19 protein-coding genes are annotated in these 17,061 nt (G+C 35.6%); 16 read left to right on the top strand and 3 right to left on the bottom strand.

Going from position 1 to position 17,061, the window contains the following annotated elements:
* Nucleotides 1–13: 13 nt before the first annotated feature.
* From D1J36_RS00940 to D1J36_RS00930, 3 genes are all read right to left on the bottom strand, one after another.
* Nucleotides 14–607 (bottom strand): Crp/Fnr family transcriptional regulator, encoded by a 594-nt coding sequence (locus D1J36_RS00940; protein ID WP_107046322.1) that lies wholly within the window; start codon nt 605–607, stop codon nt 14–16.
* Between the two features lie 139 nt (nt 608–746).
* Nucleotides 747–1,466: an iron-sulfur cluster repair di-iron protein gene (gene ric / locus D1J36_RS00935; RefSeq protein WP_107046321.1), complete on the bottom strand. Its 720-nt coding sequence runs from the start codon at nt 1,464–1,466 to the stop codon at nt 747–749.
* A gap of 94 nt (nt 1,467–1,560) precedes the next feature.
* Complete coding sequence (locus tag D1J36_RS00930) at nt 1,561–1,998, bottom strand: RrF2 family transcriptional regulator (RefSeq protein ID WP_052910287.1); 438 nt, start codon at nt 1,996–1,998, stop codon at nt 1,561–1,563.
* A gap of 166 nt (nt 1,999–2,164) precedes the next feature.
* On the opposite strand from D1J36_RS00930, the gene D1J36_RS00925 reads away from it, so the two are divergent.
* The 16 genes from D1J36_RS00925 to D1J36_RS00850 all read left to right on the top strand — a co-directional run bounded on the left by D1J36_RS00925 (nt 2,165) and on the right by D1J36_RS00850 (nt 17,047).
* Complete coding sequence (locus D1J36_RS00925) at nt 2,165–2,833, top strand: IMPACT family protein (RefSeq protein ID WP_154137076.1); 669 nt, start codon at nt 2,165–2,167, stop codon at nt 2,831–2,833.
* A gap of 67 nt (nt 2,834–2,900) precedes the next feature.
* Nucleotides 2,901–3,542 carry an alpha/beta hydrolase gene (locus D1J36_RS00920; protein ID WP_154137075.1) on the top strand — a complete coding sequence of 214 codons (642 nt, stop codon included), beginning with the start codon at nt 2,901–2,903 and terminating at the stop codon, nt 3,540–3,542.
* Nucleotides 3,543–3,586: 44 nt separating this feature from the next.
* The gene (locus tag D1J36_RS00915) at nt 3,587–5,008 is read left to right on the top strand and encodes an L-serine ammonia-lyase (protein WP_154137074.1); all 1,422 of its coding nucleotides are present in this window, start codon (nt 3,587–3,589) and stop codon (nt 5,006–5,008) included.
* A 166-nt stretch (nt 5,009–5,174) separates the two neighbouring features.
* The gene (locus D1J36_RS00910; RefSeq protein WP_014937251.1) at nt 5,175–5,504 is read left to right on the top strand and encodes a PadR family transcriptional regulator; all 330 of its coding nucleotides are present in this window, start codon (nt 5,175–5,177) and stop codon (nt 5,502–5,504) included.
* Between the two features lie 18 nt (nt 5,505–5,522).
* Complete coding sequence (locus D1J36_RS00905) at nt 5,523–7,202, top strand: PspC domain-containing protein (protein ID WP_154137073.1); 1,680 nt, start codon at nt 5,523–5,525, stop codon at nt 7,200–7,202.
* A gap of 211 nt (nt 7,203–7,413) precedes the next feature.
* On the top strand, nt 7,414–7,986 hold the full coding sequence (locus D1J36_RS00900) for a 1-acyl-sn-glycerol-3-phosphate acyltransferase (RefSeq protein ID WP_154137072.1): 573 nt from the start codon (nt 7,414–7,416) through the stop codon (nt 7,984–7,986).
* Nucleotides 7,987–8,001: 15 nt separating this feature from the next.
* Nucleotides 8,002–8,424 (top strand): PaaI family thioesterase, encoded by a 423-nt coding sequence (locus D1J36_RS00895; RefSeq protein WP_154137071.1) that lies wholly within the window; start codon nt 8,002–8,004, stop codon nt 8,422–8,424.
* Nucleotides 8,425–9,417 (top strand): chorismate-binding protein, encoded by a 993-nt coding sequence (locus tag D1J36_RS00890; RefSeq protein WP_154137070.1) that lies wholly within the window; start codon nt 8,425–8,427, stop codon nt 9,415–9,417.
* Between the two features lie 12 nt (nt 9,418–9,429).
* Nucleotides 9,430–10,059 (top strand): Crp/Fnr family transcriptional regulator, encoded by a 630-nt coding sequence (locus tag D1J36_RS00885; RefSeq protein ID WP_154137069.1) that lies wholly within the window; start codon nt 9,430–9,432, stop codon nt 10,057–10,059.
* 127 nt (nt 10,060–10,186) lie between these two features.
* Entirely contained in the window at nt 10,187–11,647 is a 1,461-nt protein-coding gene (locus D1J36_RS00880; protein WP_154137068.1) for an NAD(P)/FAD-dependent oxidoreductase, read from the top strand.
* Between the two features lie 20 nt (nt 11,648–11,667).
* Nucleotides 11,668–11,814, top strand: a complete 147-nt coding sequence (locus D1J36_RS00875; protein ID WP_154137067.1) for a hypothetical protein — start codon at nt 11,668–11,670, stop codon at nt 11,812–11,814.
* A 132-nt stretch (nt 11,815–11,946) separates the two neighbouring features.
* Nucleotides 11,947–12,675, top strand: a complete 729-nt coding sequence (gene lptB / locus D1J36_RS00870; RefSeq protein WP_154137066.1) for an LPS export ABC transporter ATP-binding protein — start codon at nt 11,947–11,949, stop codon at nt 12,673–12,675.
* A gap of 16 nt (nt 12,676–12,691) precedes the next feature.
* Nucleotides 12,692–13,264 carry a cob(I)yrinic acid a,c-diamide adenosyltransferase gene (locus tag D1J36_RS00865; protein WP_154137065.1) on the top strand — a complete coding sequence of 191 codons (573 nt, stop codon included), beginning with the start codon at nt 12,692–12,694 and terminating at the stop codon, nt 13,262–13,264.
* Between the two features lie 7 nt (nt 13,265–13,271).
* Entirely contained in the window at nt 13,272–13,916 is a 645-nt protein-coding gene (locus D1J36_RS00860; RefSeq protein WP_252339399.1) for a thiamine diphosphokinase, read from the top strand.
* A 579-nt stretch (nt 13,917–14,495) separates the two neighbouring features.
* On the top strand, nt 14,496–15,149 hold the full coding sequence (locus D1J36_RS00855) for a hypothetical protein (RefSeq protein ID WP_154137063.1): 654 nt from the start codon (nt 14,496–14,498) through the stop codon (nt 15,147–15,149).
* Between the two features lie 35 nt (nt 15,150–15,184).
* Nucleotides 15,185–17,047 carry a hypothetical protein gene (locus tag D1J36_RS00850; RefSeq protein WP_252339398.1) on the top strand — a complete coding sequence of 621 codons (1,863 nt, stop codon included), beginning with the start codon at nt 15,185–15,187 and terminating at the stop codon, nt 17,045–17,047.
* The last annotated feature ends 14 nt before the right edge of the window (nt 17,048–17,061 follow it).

The following is a 17,061-nucleotide window of genomic DNA, read 5'->3' as shown; positions in this document are numbered from 1 at the left end:
ATACAGTCCGTTTTTAATAGTGAACCTTTCCCTTCAATATTTTTAATAGTCCTTTTTTTTCCATTTTTTTAATGGTTCTTATTACTGTTTCTACTGTTAGTCCTAGCATCTGTGCCATTTCGTTTCTTGTTAATTTTATAAGCATTTCTTCCTTTTTCCCTTTTTTATAATTATTTAAAAGATTCAGGATTTTTTCTTCAGGATTTTGAAAAATAATATTTTTTAGAGCATCACTTCTACCCAATGCTTTCGCGGCTATAGTTTTCATAAAATCTATATTCCAATCAAGATGTGAAGAGAGGAATTCCATGAATTTAGCTCTTTCAATTTTGATAACTAGAGCCTCTTCTGAAGTCACCTTTACTGTTCCTGGGAAAGGTTTTTCTAGTAATGTAGCAGGCTCACCAAAAAAAGTATGCTCTCTTACCTTATGTTGTAAAAACTCTTTTCCATCTTCAGTAAAATGATACACACACAAATCCCCTTGCTCTAGATAATAAAAAAAACGAGAGATCATTCCTTCTTCTACTATGATGTCATCTTTATGATACCGTTTTTTAACAGCATTTGTTTTTTCTATGAAATAGTTGTCTACTTCTAGACTCATGTTTTTGTGTTTTTACGGATTAAATTGTTTCACGATATCCTTTATTTGTGTGATTAAAAGAAATTGTGATTTTTTTCAAAGGAAGTGTACTTGAAAATACACTTCCTATTGATATAGAGTGTGTTATTTAGAAATATGATTAGTTTGAAAGTTCACTTTCTAATTTTATTGCGTTAGGGAAAAGAATATTGTTTTCTATATGAATATGACGATGCAGATCATTTTCAAATTCTTCAAGCATAGCATAGGTAACTTTGTATGTGCTACAAGCGTCTGCAGGTGGTGTATAATCAGATGTTAGTGTAGCAATTTTTCTAAAACGCTCGCCTTCTGTATCGTGTTCGTGCTTCATCATATTAACTGGATTTTCTACTGCTCCAAAAGGGGCTGACACAAAAGGTTTTCCTGATATTTTGGTGTTTACCATGGCTCTTATGAAAGGGAAGAGAATGAGTTCTTCTTTTTTTAAATGAGCTGATAAATCTTGAGCGGATTCATTAAACAATGTTTTTATCTCAAGAAGTTCAGGATGTCTTTGTCCGTGAACTTTACAAAGCTTTTCTAAAAAGGCTTGTAGGATAGGGATTTTTTCTTCCACATAGCGGTGATGAGTTTTTTCTACATAATCTACTAGAAGATCTAGTGGGAAAGATTTGAAATCTATCTCAGAAATCTCTGTAGAAGGTATCTGTGCCAAATCATCGTAAACCTTTTGTGGGTTTATATTTTTTTTCTCACATGCTTCAGCAATGGTGCGGTCTCCTTTACAGCAGAAGTCTATTTTATATTTTTTAAATACAGTAGCCGTTCTGAAGTCGTCTGCTACTATTTCACCGATTAGTTTGGTTTGTAAGTTCATAAGATTCATTTTTTATTAAAAAGTTATTGATTGTTTAATATTTTTATTGAGTTTTTATTTCGGATAATTTTATCGTTTTTTAGATTAAATTTTTTTAAACCTCTAATAATTTTGATTTTTTGTTTTTTACATCTATAGCCATTTCAAAAAGTGTGGTTGTATCTAGCATTTTGCAAAGTTCATTTCTTACGCTCACATATTTAAAATGGAGTGGGCATGGGTTACTCTCATCACAGGAAGAAAATCCTAGGCTACATGAAGAAAGTATAGAGTGGCCATCTATTGCGATTACAATATCTTTTATTTTAATACTCTTAGCTCTTTGTTCTTCAATTTCAAAGCCACCGTATGGTCCTTTTATAGAATTCACGATGTTATGTTTGGTAAGAGCACTAAGTATTTTTGCTGTAAACGCTTCAGGTGTGCCTACCTTTTTGGCTACGTCTGCTACCTTTACCTTACGATTTTGCATAGACTCTATAGTGATATAAGCACAAGCTCTTATTCCGTATTCACAGGCTTTGGAAAACATTATATTTAAATTTTATGCAAATGTAATAAAAATTCTATTTAAGACAAATTTATCTTAAATGAATTTATTTGAAAATTAGCAATTATTATAAAAACCCCTCACATAAAGCTAGTAAAGCTCTTAAAGGGTTAAGAGTGTAGTATTTTTAAACATTGTGGCGTTTTGTATGACTAGTATTTATTCTTATTTTTGTGTTCATTTTTCATCTAAACTAGAGCTATTGTCGTCAGTTATTTTTGAATATAAAACCATTAGTAAGCCTGTAGAAAATATCCTTTTGAAAGAAAAAGGAAGTAAATTCTTAGGCTATGCTTATCCTGTAAATAATGAGGAAGAGCTAAAAGCGTGTTTAGATAAAATAAAAGATGAACACCCTAAAGCAACACACCATTGCTATGCCTTTAGGTTAGGACTTAATGGAGAAAATTATAGAGCGAATGATGACGGAGAGCCTTCTGGTAGTGCAGGTTTGCCTATTTATAACCAACTTTTAGCTAATGAGCTTACTCAAATTCTGCTGATTGTGGTAAGATATTATGGTGGTACTAAGTTAGGGGTAGGTGGCTTGGTAAAGACTTACAAAGAGTCCGCTAAGATAACACTAGACGGAGCAGAGATTGTTACCAAAGAACTAGAAACTCAAATAAGAATAGAATTTCCCTTCAATCTTCAAAATGTGATTTTTACTTTGTTAAATAAAAATGAGGCTCAGATAAGAGAATTTAACGCTGATGAAAATTGCAGTATCGTTGCTTCGATAAAGAAGGCAAGAGAATCTTCCTTAGTAGAACAATTTTCAGAAATTCATCAGGCTAAAATAAAAATATTGGATTGATTAGTCATAAGTGTAGCATAAACTTTGCAGGCTATAAATCCGCTTAATTAATTATAATAAATATAATATGAAATTATACATTATCAGTGGATTGGGAGCCGATTTTAAAATTTTAGAAAATATTAAGTTTCCAGATACCGTAGAGCCTATTTTTATTCCGTGGCTTATTCCTGAAAATAATGAGAGTTTTGAGCATTATGTCCGTAGAATGGCAGAGAAAATTGATTTTTCTGAACCATTTGCACTTTTGGGATATTCGTTTGGAGGCTTTATAGTACAAGAAATCAACAAAAAAATAAAGCCTGCGGAAAAGGTGGTATTGTTAGCCTCCATAAAATCGGATGCTGAAATGCCAAAAGTGGGTTATTTTTTCAAGAAAATGAAATTATTGAAGTTTCTTCCTATTTCCTTTTTCTCAGAAAAATCGGTATTTGTGTATAGTTTTATAAGGAAATTTATAGAAGCCGATAGCCCGAGGGTTGACAAATATTTTAGAGTGAGAGACCCATATTATCTCAAATGGAGTTTGGACAAGATAGTGAATTGGGAGTTTGAAAAAACAGAAAATATTATCCAAATTATGGGGGATAAAGATATAGCATTTCCAATACAAAATTCTCAGCCAGACTATATTATAAAGAATGCAACGCACCTTTTTCCAGCTACCAAAGCGAAGGAAGTATCGGAAATTTTAAGAAAAATTTTTTAAGCCTATCTTAATATTTTATCTTTGCCGTTTAATTTATAATGCCGATGCAATCAATAAGTGTTTTTGAAATAATTAAGGTAGGGATAGGTCCTTCTAGTTCCCACACGATGGGACCGTGGAACGCAGCAGAATTGTTCTTGGATTTGATAAGAAGACATCGCTCCATACAAGAAGTAGAAGAGGTGTTTGTAGAATTTTTCGGTTCTTTAGCTAAAACAGGGATAGGACACGGAACTGATATCGCTGGTATGCTGGGGCTTTGCGGAGAAAATTTTAAAACAATAGATACTACCAAGATAGACGAAAAAATAGATACTATTAAAACTTCTCAAAAATTGAACTTAGGAGGAGAGAAAGAATTACCTTTTGTATATGGTAAACATCTCGTTCTTAATATGAAAGAGAATTTGGACTTTCACCCTAACGGAATGATTTTTAGAGCTATTTTTAATGATGGGGAAGAAGTGAGTCAAGATTATTACTCTGTGGGTGGTGGTTTCGTGGCAACCAAAGAAGAGAATACTTTAGAGCAAAGCTGTATCAGAACGCTGTATCCTTGCCATAAAGCGAAAGATATTATCCATTATTGTGAAAAACTGAATTTAACAAGAATTTCCGATTTAGTTAAAATCAATGAAGAGGCGTGGCGTACTCAAGAAGAAACAGCTGCGGAAGCCCTATATATATGGCAACAGATTAAAGAATGTGTTTATAAAGGCGTTAGCAAGGAAGGTGTTCTTCCAGGTGGACTTAATGTTTCCCGAAGAGCAGCTAAGCTCAACCAGAAACTTTTAGGCGAGAACGCTCAATATCATAATATAGACGAGTGGTTTAATCTTGTGGTAAATTCCGAGAGGAGTTTTAATACCATCAATAAATGGGTGTCTTGCTTTGCTTTGGCGGTAAATGAAGAGAATGCCAGCTTTGGAAGAATTATCACGGCACCTACTAATGGAGCGAGTGGCGTTATTCCTGCGGTGCTTATGTATGCACAAACTTTCACGGAGTTCAATTCAGAGGAAGATGTGATTCGTTTCTTATTGGTGGCAGGTGAGATAGGGACTTTGTTTAAGAAAAACGCAACCATTTCGGCAGCGGCAGGTGGTTGTCAGGCAGAGATAGGTGTATCGTCTGCTATGGCGGCGGCAGGTCTTGCGGAAATATCAGGTGGAACGCCAGAACAAGTACTGATGGCAGCAGAGATTGCTATGGAGCATCACTTAGGTTTAACATGCGACCCTATTAAAGGTTTGGTTCAAATTCCGTGTATTGAAAGAAATTCAATGGGAGCGATGAAGGCGATTACAGCAGCAAATCTTGCTCTGGAGAGCGACCCTAAGGCTGCGAAGGTAAGCCTAGACGATGTTATAAAATCTATGTGGGAAACAGCTCAAGATATGAATGCTAAATATAAAGAAACTTCGGAAGGAGGTCTTGCTATTGCAGTAAATGTGGCGGAATGTTAGTGAAAATACTTTTTGAAATTAGATTGAAACTCTGGCTTTTAGCTGGAGTTTTTTTGTTAGGTTAGAAAATTTTTAATAAAAAACACTACTTTGTATTGCATAATAGTAAATTTATTTTATATCTTTGTACTGTTGAAATAGTTTAATAGAATAAAAAACTAAACCTATGAATATAGAAAATGCTAAAGCTCAAATGAAAAAGGGTATTCTAGAGTTTTGTATTTTAGATCTTCTTAGTAAAAAGGAAATGTATGTTTCCGATTTGATGGGAGTGCTAAAAGACGGAGACTTTGATGTGGTGGAAGGTACGCTCTATCCACTACTTACCCGACTTAAAAACGGAGAGTTTCTCTCTTACCGATGGGAAGAATCTACGGGAGGACCTCCTAGAAAGTATTATCAAATTACGGATAAAGGCAAAGTTTTCTTAGAAGAACTGAGAACTACTTGGCAAGAACTTACACAAGCTGTAAACAAAATCACTCAAAAACAATAACCTCTAAACACTAAACAAATGAATAAAACATTATCAATAGGACTGGCTGGTTTTTCTTTTATGATAGAAGAACATGCTTATATCAAACTAAGTGATTACTTAAAGGCTCTTAGAAACTCTCTAGATGCAGAGGAGGCTGATGAGATTATGTATGATATAGAAATCAGAATTGTAGAAATATTTAAAGAGAGTCTAGGTAGGAGAGAAGTGGTAAATGATGCTGATGTAGAGAAAGTAATTGCTCAAATAGGAAGACCAGAACAAATAGAAGAACAAGAAGAAGATTATCATAACACCCAAAAGACTACCCAACAAAGAACTAAGGTGTCAGAAAGACAACTTTTCAGAGATCCAGAAAGAAAAAAAATAGCAGGAATATGTGCAGGTATGGCATCTTACTTCGGAATGGATATGACGGCTATGAGGCTTATTTGGTTGGCATTATTTCTAATATTGATTCCATTGCCAGGGTCTCCAATGCTTATGGTATTAGTCTATGTAGTTTTTTGGATTATTCTTCCCAAGGCAACTACGGCAGCAGATTTTCTGAAGATGAGAGGGGAGCCACTTAACTTTGATAACTTAAAAAATGAATCTAGCAAAATAGTAAAATTTGCCAACGATTCTACACAACGCATCAATGAGGTGTATCAGGATAATAGACCTGTCATCAACGAAGCGGGGAATAGCATTCTAAATGCATTAAGGTATGTAATTGGCGGTTTTTTAGGACTGTTAGGATTGGTGTTTTTAGCAGGAGCATTTATGGTGTTTGGGGTTAGTGTTACAGGTTCAGGGCTTACTTTGCCAGGGTTTGTAGGGTTTTATATAGATGATACTAATATAAAATTTGCGGGACTTTCTTTAGCTTTTGTTACGATGCTTATACCTGCGCTGATATTCATCTTTTTATCTATCAAGTTATTTTCTCCTAAAACTAAGCTGAAGTATGTGGGGTATATTATAGGTGCGTTATGTTTTGTTTGGCTGGTACTATTAGGAATTACAGGGTTCTCCGCAGTGAATTATCAAAGCAATTTTAGAGGTTCTAACGAGGAAACAGATAATATAGCCATCAATACCACTTCTGATAGCTTGTGGGTAGGGACTAACAAAGTGAACATACCACCACAGTTCAAATCTTACTGGAATAGCGTGTACTCTGATAATAAAACTGTTTTTGAAGAAGATGGATATCCGTACATTGAGATTGTGAGAAAAGATACTGTAAAAACACCTTATCTCGTGGTTAAGAAAAGAGCATCTGGGTATAATTTACCATTGAGAGCGAATATTCCAGTAAAAGTGGAAGGTAATAAAATATTCATACCTAACTACTTTAGCTATCCGTACCAAGATAGAATGAGAAATTACAGCATAGATTACGAATTGGTAGTTCCTAGAACGATGAAGGTATTGGGAATGGAAAATTCAAAAGTTAACCTTAGCGAAGATGAGGAGGATAGAGATAATCAATCTAATAATTCTCACAGTTCAAATAGCAAAGTGTTTAATCAAGCCTCGTTCTCTTTCAGTTCTGGCGGTAATAACATTAGCTTTAATACTGCAGATGGCGATTCTATCATCGTTAATGGCAAGAAATACGATGAGAAAGAAGCCGAAAGAGTAATTGAAGGACTTAACCTAGACAGTGATGATATTAGCGACATTATCATCAGTATAAAAAACAGAAAATAAGTTTTGAAGTTGATAATAAAAACTTATATTTGCTAAAAATAATCACCATAAAAACAAAATATTATGATACAGTTAGTCTTAGAACTCATTACTAAGTTTATAGATTTCGTTTTCGGAATATTTTTTTAAAATAAATTTAGTACAAAATAATTACCTTTGCAGATAGCCTAAGTCTTTTGGGCTATCTGTTTTGTTTAAAAATTAAATTACTATGAAAAAAATACTAGCGAAAATCATTCTTAAAATTATAGGTTGGAAGGTGGTTTTAGATGGAGATGTTAATAACCTAGACCGCTGTATCCTTGTGGTGGCTCCACATACACACAATTCGGAGTATATGTTGGGTAACCTAGCTTATTGGTCTTTAGGGAAGCCTCTTAAGGTAATTATAAAAGACGACCACACTAAGGCTTGGTATGGAGGTTTAATAAAGGCAATAGGAGGTATTGGGATAGACCGTAGCCAAAGGAACGATTTAGTAAATTTTGTCGCAAAACAGTTTGAAAAAGAAGATTTTTCGCTGGTGATTACTCCAGAGGGAACTAGAAGCTATGTAGAGAAATGGAGAAAAGGATTTTATCATATGGCTTTGGCAGCTAAAGTACCTATTGTAATGGCTTCTGGAGATTTTAAAACCAAAACCATCTATTTGGGTAGGAAGATAAGTCTAGAAGAAGTACAAACAAAACCTTACGAAGAAATACTTAAAATGATTAGTGATTATTTTGTGGAGCGAAACATCGTACCTAAAGTACCAGAAAACTGGAATCCTAACATTCAATAATCATTTTCTAGAACGATGGAAGAAGCAAAGAAAAAAGAGATATTAGAGTTTCTTAATAATTGGGGCGAGATGCATATGGGTAAGCTGCTAGACATCGTGTTTACCGATGTTACCGAAGACACTCTTACTGCTACGATGCCCGTAACCGAAAGGGTGCATCAGCCATTTGGGATTTTGCACGGTGGGGCAAGTTGCGTATTAGCAGAAACGCTAGGTTCTTGCCTATCAGGTATCAATGTGGACGCATCAAAGTTTTATGCGGTGGGGACTAACATCAATTCTAATCACCTTAGAAGTAAAAAAGATGGAATGCTCACTGGCGTTGCCCGATTCATTAGAAAAGGCAGAACGGTACATGTTTCTGAAATAGAAATCAGAGATGAGAAAGGAGTGCTTATCAACCATACCACAATGACTAATAATATTATAGCGAAATAGATGCAGAGAGATTCTGTTTTTTATAGACTACCTAATACAACAACCATTTATACCTTATCCGAAGCCTCTACTGGAGCGGAAGATGAGGTTTCTTTTTTTGATTTTGATGGGCAACAACAATATGTATTTAGGGGAACCATCAAAGAAATTTCTGCCGAAGAGTTACAATCTTTAGACTATTCTTCTACCGAATTAAAGGCTATATCGGATTTAGCCGAAGCTGATGAGGACGAAAATACTTACTTAGAAAAGATAGCCCAAGTGGTGGCGTTTATCAAGACGCACCGTTTACCCAAGTTGGTAATTTCTAGACGAAAAACACTAGGCTTTAACGGTAGAGAAGCATCGCTTACAGCTACTTTTTTAGCCTTATGCAAAGCCTATCCTTCGGCTTTGGTTTATTTATTTGTTCGTGATAGCAAGTGTTGGGTAGGAGCTACGCCCGAAACTTTAGGCGAGTATGACTTTAGTAGTCATCAGTTCAAGACGATGAGCTTAGCGGGAACACTGCCGCTTCACGAAGAATGGACAGACAAAGAGCTAGAGGAACAAAAACCTGTAACGGATTATATTAAAGCCACGCTTTCCAAATATTCGGATAGGGTAGAAGTATCCGAAACTTATACCGTGCCAAGCGGTTCTATAAAGCACCTTAGAAACGATTTTGTGCTAGAAGTTGTCGCAGACAAAGTGCCGTATATTATAGAAGATTTGCACCCTACACCAGCCGTTTGTGGTATCCCAAAAGCATTTTGTAAGGAAAGTATCAAGGCGTTTGAAAGCCACTCTAGAGAGCTTTATTCTGGATATATTAAAATAACCCACCATAATGGCGTGTTTTATTTTGTAAATCTTAGGTGTGCGGAGGTGTATCAAAACAAGGCTTTGGTGTATGTGGGCGGTGGTATAAACGCTAAAAGTCAGCCTCAAAAAGAATGGCGAGAAACAGAGCTAAAGGCTTTGGTAATAGAAAATCATTTGGTGTTAAAATAAAAATCTTACGAGATGCAATTTAGTGAGCGTGTTAATAACCTTTTTGAACCAGAACTTATAGAGGAAATTTCTTCCGTAGGAAAACTAAAACTAGCCGAAGAAGGCGAGGTAATCATCAATGTGGAGCAGCCTATTGTCTATATGCCTATTGTGATGAGCGGAACGCTAAAAGTCTCTATGATAGATGATAACGGTAAAGAACTACTGATGTATTATCTCAACGCTGAAGATGGTTGTGCGATGACTTTTACCTGCTGTATGCAGGAGAAAAAAAGCGAGATTATTGCGGTTGCAGAAGAGCCTTCAGAACTTTGGATGATACCTATGGAGTATATGGATAAGTGGATGATGAAATATCCCACATGGAAATCCTTTGTTATGATGACAATGCAAGATCGATTTATGAAGGTTATTAAGGCATTGGATATGGTGGTGTTTAATAGTTTAGATACAAGGTTACTTAATTATCTTAAAGAAAAATCTAAAACTATGGGTAAAACAGTGCTTAATGTTTCTCATGAGCAGATAGCTAACGATTTGGCAAGTTCTAGAGTGGTAATAAGCAGAATGCTCAAAAAATTAGAAAATGAAGGTAAGGTATTGTTGTACAGAAATCAAATAAAGCTACTTAAAGATTTATAATACACCATAATAGTTGGTTTAATGAAAGGATAAACTGTTAGGTGCTACATAGAGAAAAAATAGTAAAGTAACCAAAGTTACACTTCAAATGAAAAGTATAGTGTACCTTTACTAAAAATAAACCTCTATGGCAAAAGTAGTAATTTTAGGTGCGGGAATAGCGGGGCATACCGCAGCCACCTATTTGCGTAGAAAATTAGGTAAAGAACACGAAGTTCTAGTAGTTTCGCCTAATTCTAATTATCAATGGGTACCCTCTAATATCTGGGTGGGTATCGGAAGAATGAAACCTAGTGAAGTTATATTCCCTTTAGCTCCATTATATAAAAAACATAATATTGGGTATAAACAAGCTAAAGTAGTGGCGTTTTACCCAGAAGGAAGTGCAGACCTTGCTAAACCTTTCGTAGAAGTAGAATATGTGGTAGGAGAAGATAAAGGTAAAATAGAAAAAGTAGATTACGACTATCTTATCAATGCTACAGGACCTAAGTTAGCTTTTGACCTTACGGAAGGTCTATCTCCAGCAACCAATAAATGTTATTCAGTTTGTACTTATGATCATGCAGAACACGCTGCAGAAGCACTCAATCATTTAGTTCAAGAATTAAAAACAAGTGATGTTAAGAAAAAAATATTGATTGGCACAGGGCATCCTAAAGCAACTTGTCAAGGGGCGGCTTTTGAGTATATTCTTAATGTAGATACCGAGCTACGAAATGCAGGTGTGAGAGATAAAGTGGAAATTACATGGATTTCTAACGAAAACGAATTAGGGGATTTTGGTATGGACGGAATGCTACTAACCTACGGAGATATGATAATGAAGTCCAGCGATATGGTAGAAATGGTGTTTGAAGACAGAGATATTAAATGGATTTTAGGAGCGGGAGTAAATAAAGTAGAAGATGGCGTAGTACATTACGAAAATTTAAAGGGGGAATTTAAAACCGAAACGTTTGATTTTGGAATGCTTATTCCAGCGTTTTCAGGACATGGTTTTAAAGCTTATGATAAAAATGGAGCAGATATTACCGATAAGCTTTTCAAAGGTTTTATGATAGTAGATGCAGATTATACACCTAAACCTTACGAAGAATGGACGGTGCAAGATTGGCCAGAGACTTACCAAAATCCTACTTACCAAAATATATTTGCACCAGGTATTGCCTTTGCACCGCCTCATACAATCTCTAAACCGAGAAAAAGCCCTAACGGAACAGATATATTTCCTTCTCCACCTAGGACGGGTATGCCTTCAGGAATTATAGCTAAACTAGTAGCGGATAATATTATTGAAAGTATTAAAGCTGGTAAGATAGTAACGCCTCATAGAGGTTCTTTGGGGAATATGGGGGCTGCATGTGTGGCGTCTGCAGGATTTGGTTTTACTAAAGGATCTGCGGTAAGTATTACAACATTTCCTATTGTTCCAGATTATGTAAAGTATAAAGAATCAGGCGGAAGAGATTTAAACAAAACATTTGGAGAGATAGGTCTAGCAGGGCATTGGGTTAAACATTCTCTGCATCATGCTTTCTTGTGGAAGGCTAAAATGAAGCCTTTTTGGTATATGATTCCTGAATAGTATTATAGAATTAAAAAGTTATGGCAAAAAGAATATCAGATAAAATGAAATCTAAAATGCAAAATCCACTGGTGCAGTTTTTTAGATTTATAGCTCTCAACATTAAAATATTGAGGGTAGTCGCTTTAGGACATGGTGGTACTAGAGGAAAAGATACTAAGCATTAAAAATAATTTAATGTACTTCGTTAAGTTTTTATATTAAACTTAATGAAAGATAAATAATTTAAAGCCAAGAGATTTATCTTGGCTTTTTTCTGTTAGTTCAATTGTTAAAGAAATATCTCTATATTTGTACTTATGATTTTACGGGGAGATAATTTAATAAAAGAATACGGACCTAAGAAGGTCGTAAAAGGCGTATCCATAGAGGTGAAGCAAGGCGAAATAGTAGGGCTTTTAGGGCCTAATGGAGCGGGTAAAACTACTACCTTTTATATGATTGTAGGTTTGGTAAAGCCAACGCAAGGTAATATCTTTCTAGACCAGCAAAACATTACAAAAGATGCTATGTACCGCAGAGCCCAAAAGGGGATAGGTTATTTGGCACAAGAGGCTTCGGTGTTTAGAAAACTCTCTGTAGAAGACAATATTATGGGGGTGCTACAACTTACCAAACTTTCTAAAAAAGAGCAACGCCTAAAGTGTGATGCACTTATAGAGGAGTTTTCACTAGAACACGTGAGGAAGAACAGAGGCGACCTGTTATCGGGTGGAGAAAGAAGGCGTACCGAAATTGCAAGGTGCTTAGCGACTAGCCCTAACTTTATTTTACTAGATGAGCCTTTTGCAGGGGTAGACCCTATTGCCGTGGAAGATATACAAAAAATTGTGAGGTCTTTGGTGGAGAAAAATATCGGTATCCTTATTACCGACCATAATGTGCAACAGACTTTAGCCATTACCAATAAAACTTATATTATGTTTGAAGGTAAAATTCTAAAGGAAGGCTTACCAGAAGATTTAGCCAACGACCTAGAGGTAAGACAAGCCTATCTCGGAGAAAACTTTAGATTTGAAAAGATTTAACATTGATGTTCGCTAAATGAAAATTTATACAAAAACAGGCGATGGTGGAGCTACTTCTCTCTATGGAGGTACAAGAGTTTCTAAAGCTCATCTTAGAGTGGAGGCTTATGGTACTATAGACGAGCTTAATGCGTGTCTAGGTGTGGCAAAATCTTATATTCAAGAGGTAGAAGTTTTAAAGCAACTTAAAGTCATTCAATTTGATTTGTTTACACTTGGTTCGGAGTCTGCAACGCCTGTGGATAAACTTTTCTTAGCGAATGGTAAATCTAGACTTCCGTTAGTTATAGGTCAAAACGAAATAGAGGCTTTGGAGCGTTGGATAGACGCCTTTGATGAACAGCTAGAGCCACTACAATTCTTTATTTTACCGGGAGGAGGCAAGGCTTCAGCTCATTTACATGTGGCAAGGACGGTTTGTAGAAGAGCAGAACGCTATTTAGTCGCTTTAAGTGAGCAAGAAGAAGTAAGAGCGGAACTTATAAAATACCTCAATCGTTTGTCTGATTATCTGTTTGTATTAGCGAGATACATTTCTCATTTACACCACGAACCAGAAGAGTATTGGAATCCTAATGATAGACCATAGAATCACAATGGCTAAAGAACCCCCAAAAGCAATTTTATACATCAATGGCGAACCTCCCAAACAGTTGCCTCCTTATTCGGAAGGGGATATTTGGGCGTGTACCGATGGAGCTTGGAGTTATCTCAAACAAAAAGGCGTTACGGTGGAGCAGTTGGCTTTTATTTCAGGAGATTTTGACTCTGTGGTTTCTTTAGAAGACCTTCCAAGTGAGAAGGTAATTTCTACGCCCAATCAGGATTTTACAGATTTTTATAAAGCCTTAGACCTTCTTAAACAGAAAGGAATTACCAAAGTAGATGTTTACGGAGCGAGTGGCAAAGAGCAAGACCATTTTTTAGGTAATTTAACCGTAGCCTATCAGTTTAAGGAAGAGATAGACATTACTTTCTACGATGATATGGCAACTTACTTCTTTATATCTCAACAGGTGGAACTAAAGGAGGTAAAAGGCAAAACTGTTTCTTTGTATCCTTTCCCAGAGGCTAAATCTATTGTTACCAAAGGGCTTAGGTGGAGTCTTAATAAAGAGGATTTATCTATCACCAGTAGGATAGGCACTAGAAATATAGCCGATGAAGATACCATTTCTATTAGTTACACTCATGGGAGTTTGCTTGTCTTTTTAAGTAAAAGTAGAGAGCTAAATCCATAAAATCTTATGCTAAAACTTGCATACTTGCTTAAAAGGTTATAAGTTTGCTTCATATTTATGCGATACACTATCAGTGACATACAAAAAAGTGAAAAAAACTTACACAAAAATTTGGTAGTTCCAAATAATTGTGTAAACACACACACACACACACACACACACACAGATAATTACCTGCGTATACGTCGTATTATCTAGAAAATTCTTTAGACTTTTATCGTTAAAACAAAATATCGTTCCTCCAACTTTTGTTGGGGGTTTTTGGCGTTTATCCTATTCTAAATTTAGCTTTCATAAATATATGCTAAAAGCACCATTGTTTTGTCTCATAACATGGTCGTTCTTGTTAGGTGCTTTTAGTGTTCAGAGAGAGTATTTTGCTCTTTCTGTTTTAGCCTTTCCTCTCATTTTGTGTGTGTTTAGAGAGGGAAGGCGTTTTTTTATATCAGAGCTTAGAGGTAAGATATTAGAACCTAGTATCACCTCAACCCTTAAGTCTAAAATCCAACATCTAAAATCTAATATCCAATATCTAACATTTATAAACTTTAAATATCAACAATTTTAAAATTAAATATTATGACAACAAAAACGACAAAATTGAGTGTATTCGCCTTTTTAGGTTTAGGCTTTGTAGCCTATGGACAGTACGATGGTAAAGTGGGTATTAACGAACCACAACCTAAAGCTACTTTAGAAATAACTCCTAATACGGCTAACAAGTCGACTACAGCCTCTACAGTAGAAGGTATTTTAATACCTCGAGTTAGCCGTCTAAGAGCTGCTAATATGGGAACAGGTGTTACAGAATCTACACTACTTTATATTGACTCTGTGTCTGATGGTACTGCTTCGGGAACAACGGTTAATGTAGATGCTACGGGTTTTTACTTCTTTAAAGGAGGTGTTTGGGTTAAAATGGGTGCAGGAGCAACAGGAGCAGTTACTTTGCAGTCACTTACAGGAGGGATTAGAAAAGTAGTTCAAGCTAATGATACAGAATGGAAAAAAGAGGGTACTTTTTGTTTAATCCAAACTACTACAGCAACTATTGATATGCCTAACCCCTCCAGCTATGCAGGGAAGATTTTATCTGTAAATAATCAATCAGGAACACAGTTAAATTATGGTGGAAGTTATCAGCCAATTAGTGCTACCACATTAGATGGAGGTAAAGGGCATATTTTAATGTCAGATGGTTCAGCGTGGTATGTAATAGGAGGAAGTTACTAGTATAAATAAGAGAACTAAAAACAAAAAGAAAAACAATGAAAAAAAATATATTTCTAGCAAGTGTTTTATTGGGAACATTAGCTTACGGTCAAATCAATACACAGTCAAATCCTAATCCAGTAATAAATCAAGAAAATCCTTTTTTAGATGCATCTGGATATAATCGTTCAAATAATAATGTTGGTAAAGGTTTGTATTTTCCAAAGACAGATTTAACCACATGGGAATTTAAAACATCAACAATAAATCCAGGGAAATTCTCTACCTATTTTGATGGGATGATTGTTTATAATACTGGTTCGGGTAAAACTTTAGCGGATACTAGTAAAGGAGGCAAACAAGTAGATGTAACCCCAGGTTTCTACTATTTTAAGAATCTTAACCAAACTTCTCCAAGTGGTAGTGTAGCTAATGGAGAATGGGTAAGATTAAGCGATACCCAAACCAATGACCAACTTTGGGCTCAGAAAACTACAACTAGCTCTATAGATACTTACTTAAAACCGGCTAACGAGACAAATGTGGATTTTTTGTATAAAAAAACGAATCCAAATGTGAGGGCTTTGGTTTTGAAAATGAAAAATAATGATGGTACTGCAGCGGGAGAAAGTTTATGGTTGCCTAATCCTAATGGGGTAGCACCTGACTATGGTTTTAAAAAGAGCTTCTCATCAGATATTCTTCCGCTCTCTTTACCAGCGTCTAATACTATTTGGGCTCCAGAGTATACTTTTGAAGAAACAGATATAACTGTTAATGGGAGCCATACTAATACTATAGCTTCAAATATCAGAAACTATAGAGGGTCTAATTCAGTAATTACAATAAACCCTGATGTTACTGCTTTAGGAGATGTTATGGGAGTGAGAGGAATTGTGGAGCTAGGAATAGAAACTAGTTCTCAGTCAAACAGCTCTAATGTTTCAACCGTTACAACTACAACAGCTAATAGTATAATGGGAGGTGCTTTTGGAGCAACCTCATTTTCTGTAGGAAAAGCTAATACCATAAGAGGGACTTATATATTTTCAAATAGTTATCAAGGCGGAGAAGCAGGAAGAATGAATGCCTTAAATACATCGACTAAAATGAGGCGAGGAGGAAAAGCTGATGTTATGGAGGGGATAACTAATGAAGTGTACACTCAACTAGCTGATAACGGAAGTTATGCATCGTCAACAGTAGGAGCAGTAGCAGGATTACAGAATATGGTTTTTGTTAATGATAATACAACCGTAATTAACGGTGGAGCTTCTGCTAGGTTTGATCTCACATTAGGTAATAATACCACATCGCCTACATACTCAGGTCTTTTCAGTATGTTAAGATTGCAAGGCAATGCACAGGTGGGCAGACTGTACGGAAGTAGGTTGTATACTGATATTGCTACAACAGCTAAAGTAACAGATATGTATGGTATCTATTTGGATAATGTAAAGGCAGGAACAGATAAGAATTATGCTATCTATACTAATGAGGGAAAAGTTAGATTTGGGGATAATGTAGGTATAGGTGTAGATGCACCAGTAGAAAAACTAGAAGTGGCAGGTAAAGTAAAGGCAACAGCTTTTATCGGAACTAACGGTGCAGCTATTTTCCCAGACTATGTGTTTCAAAAATATTATACGGGTACTTCTAGCATTAAAGCAGATTATAGCTTTAAAACCCTTAGGCAAGTAGAAGATTTTGTAAAAGCTAATGGGCATTTGCCAGGGTATCAGTCTGCAGAAGCTATCAAAAAACAGGGGTATGTAGACCTTATGGCAACTCAGTTTACCAATGTAGAGAAGATAGAAGAACTTTATTTGCATAGTATAGAGCAGGAAAAGAAAATAGAAGCTCAACAAAAACAGATAGAAGAGCTAAAATCTCTTGTTCAGCAACTATTAAACAAATAGTAATCATCTTTAAA

Source organism: Riemerella anatipestifer (assembly GCF_009670965.2).
Classification (GTDB): domain Bacteria; phylum Bacteroidota; class Bacteroidia; order Flavobacteriales; family Weeksellaceae; genus Riemerella; species Riemerella anatipestifer_B.
Note: the sequence above shows the minus strand (reverse complement) of the source record. Positions and strands in the feature narration are given on the sequence as shown.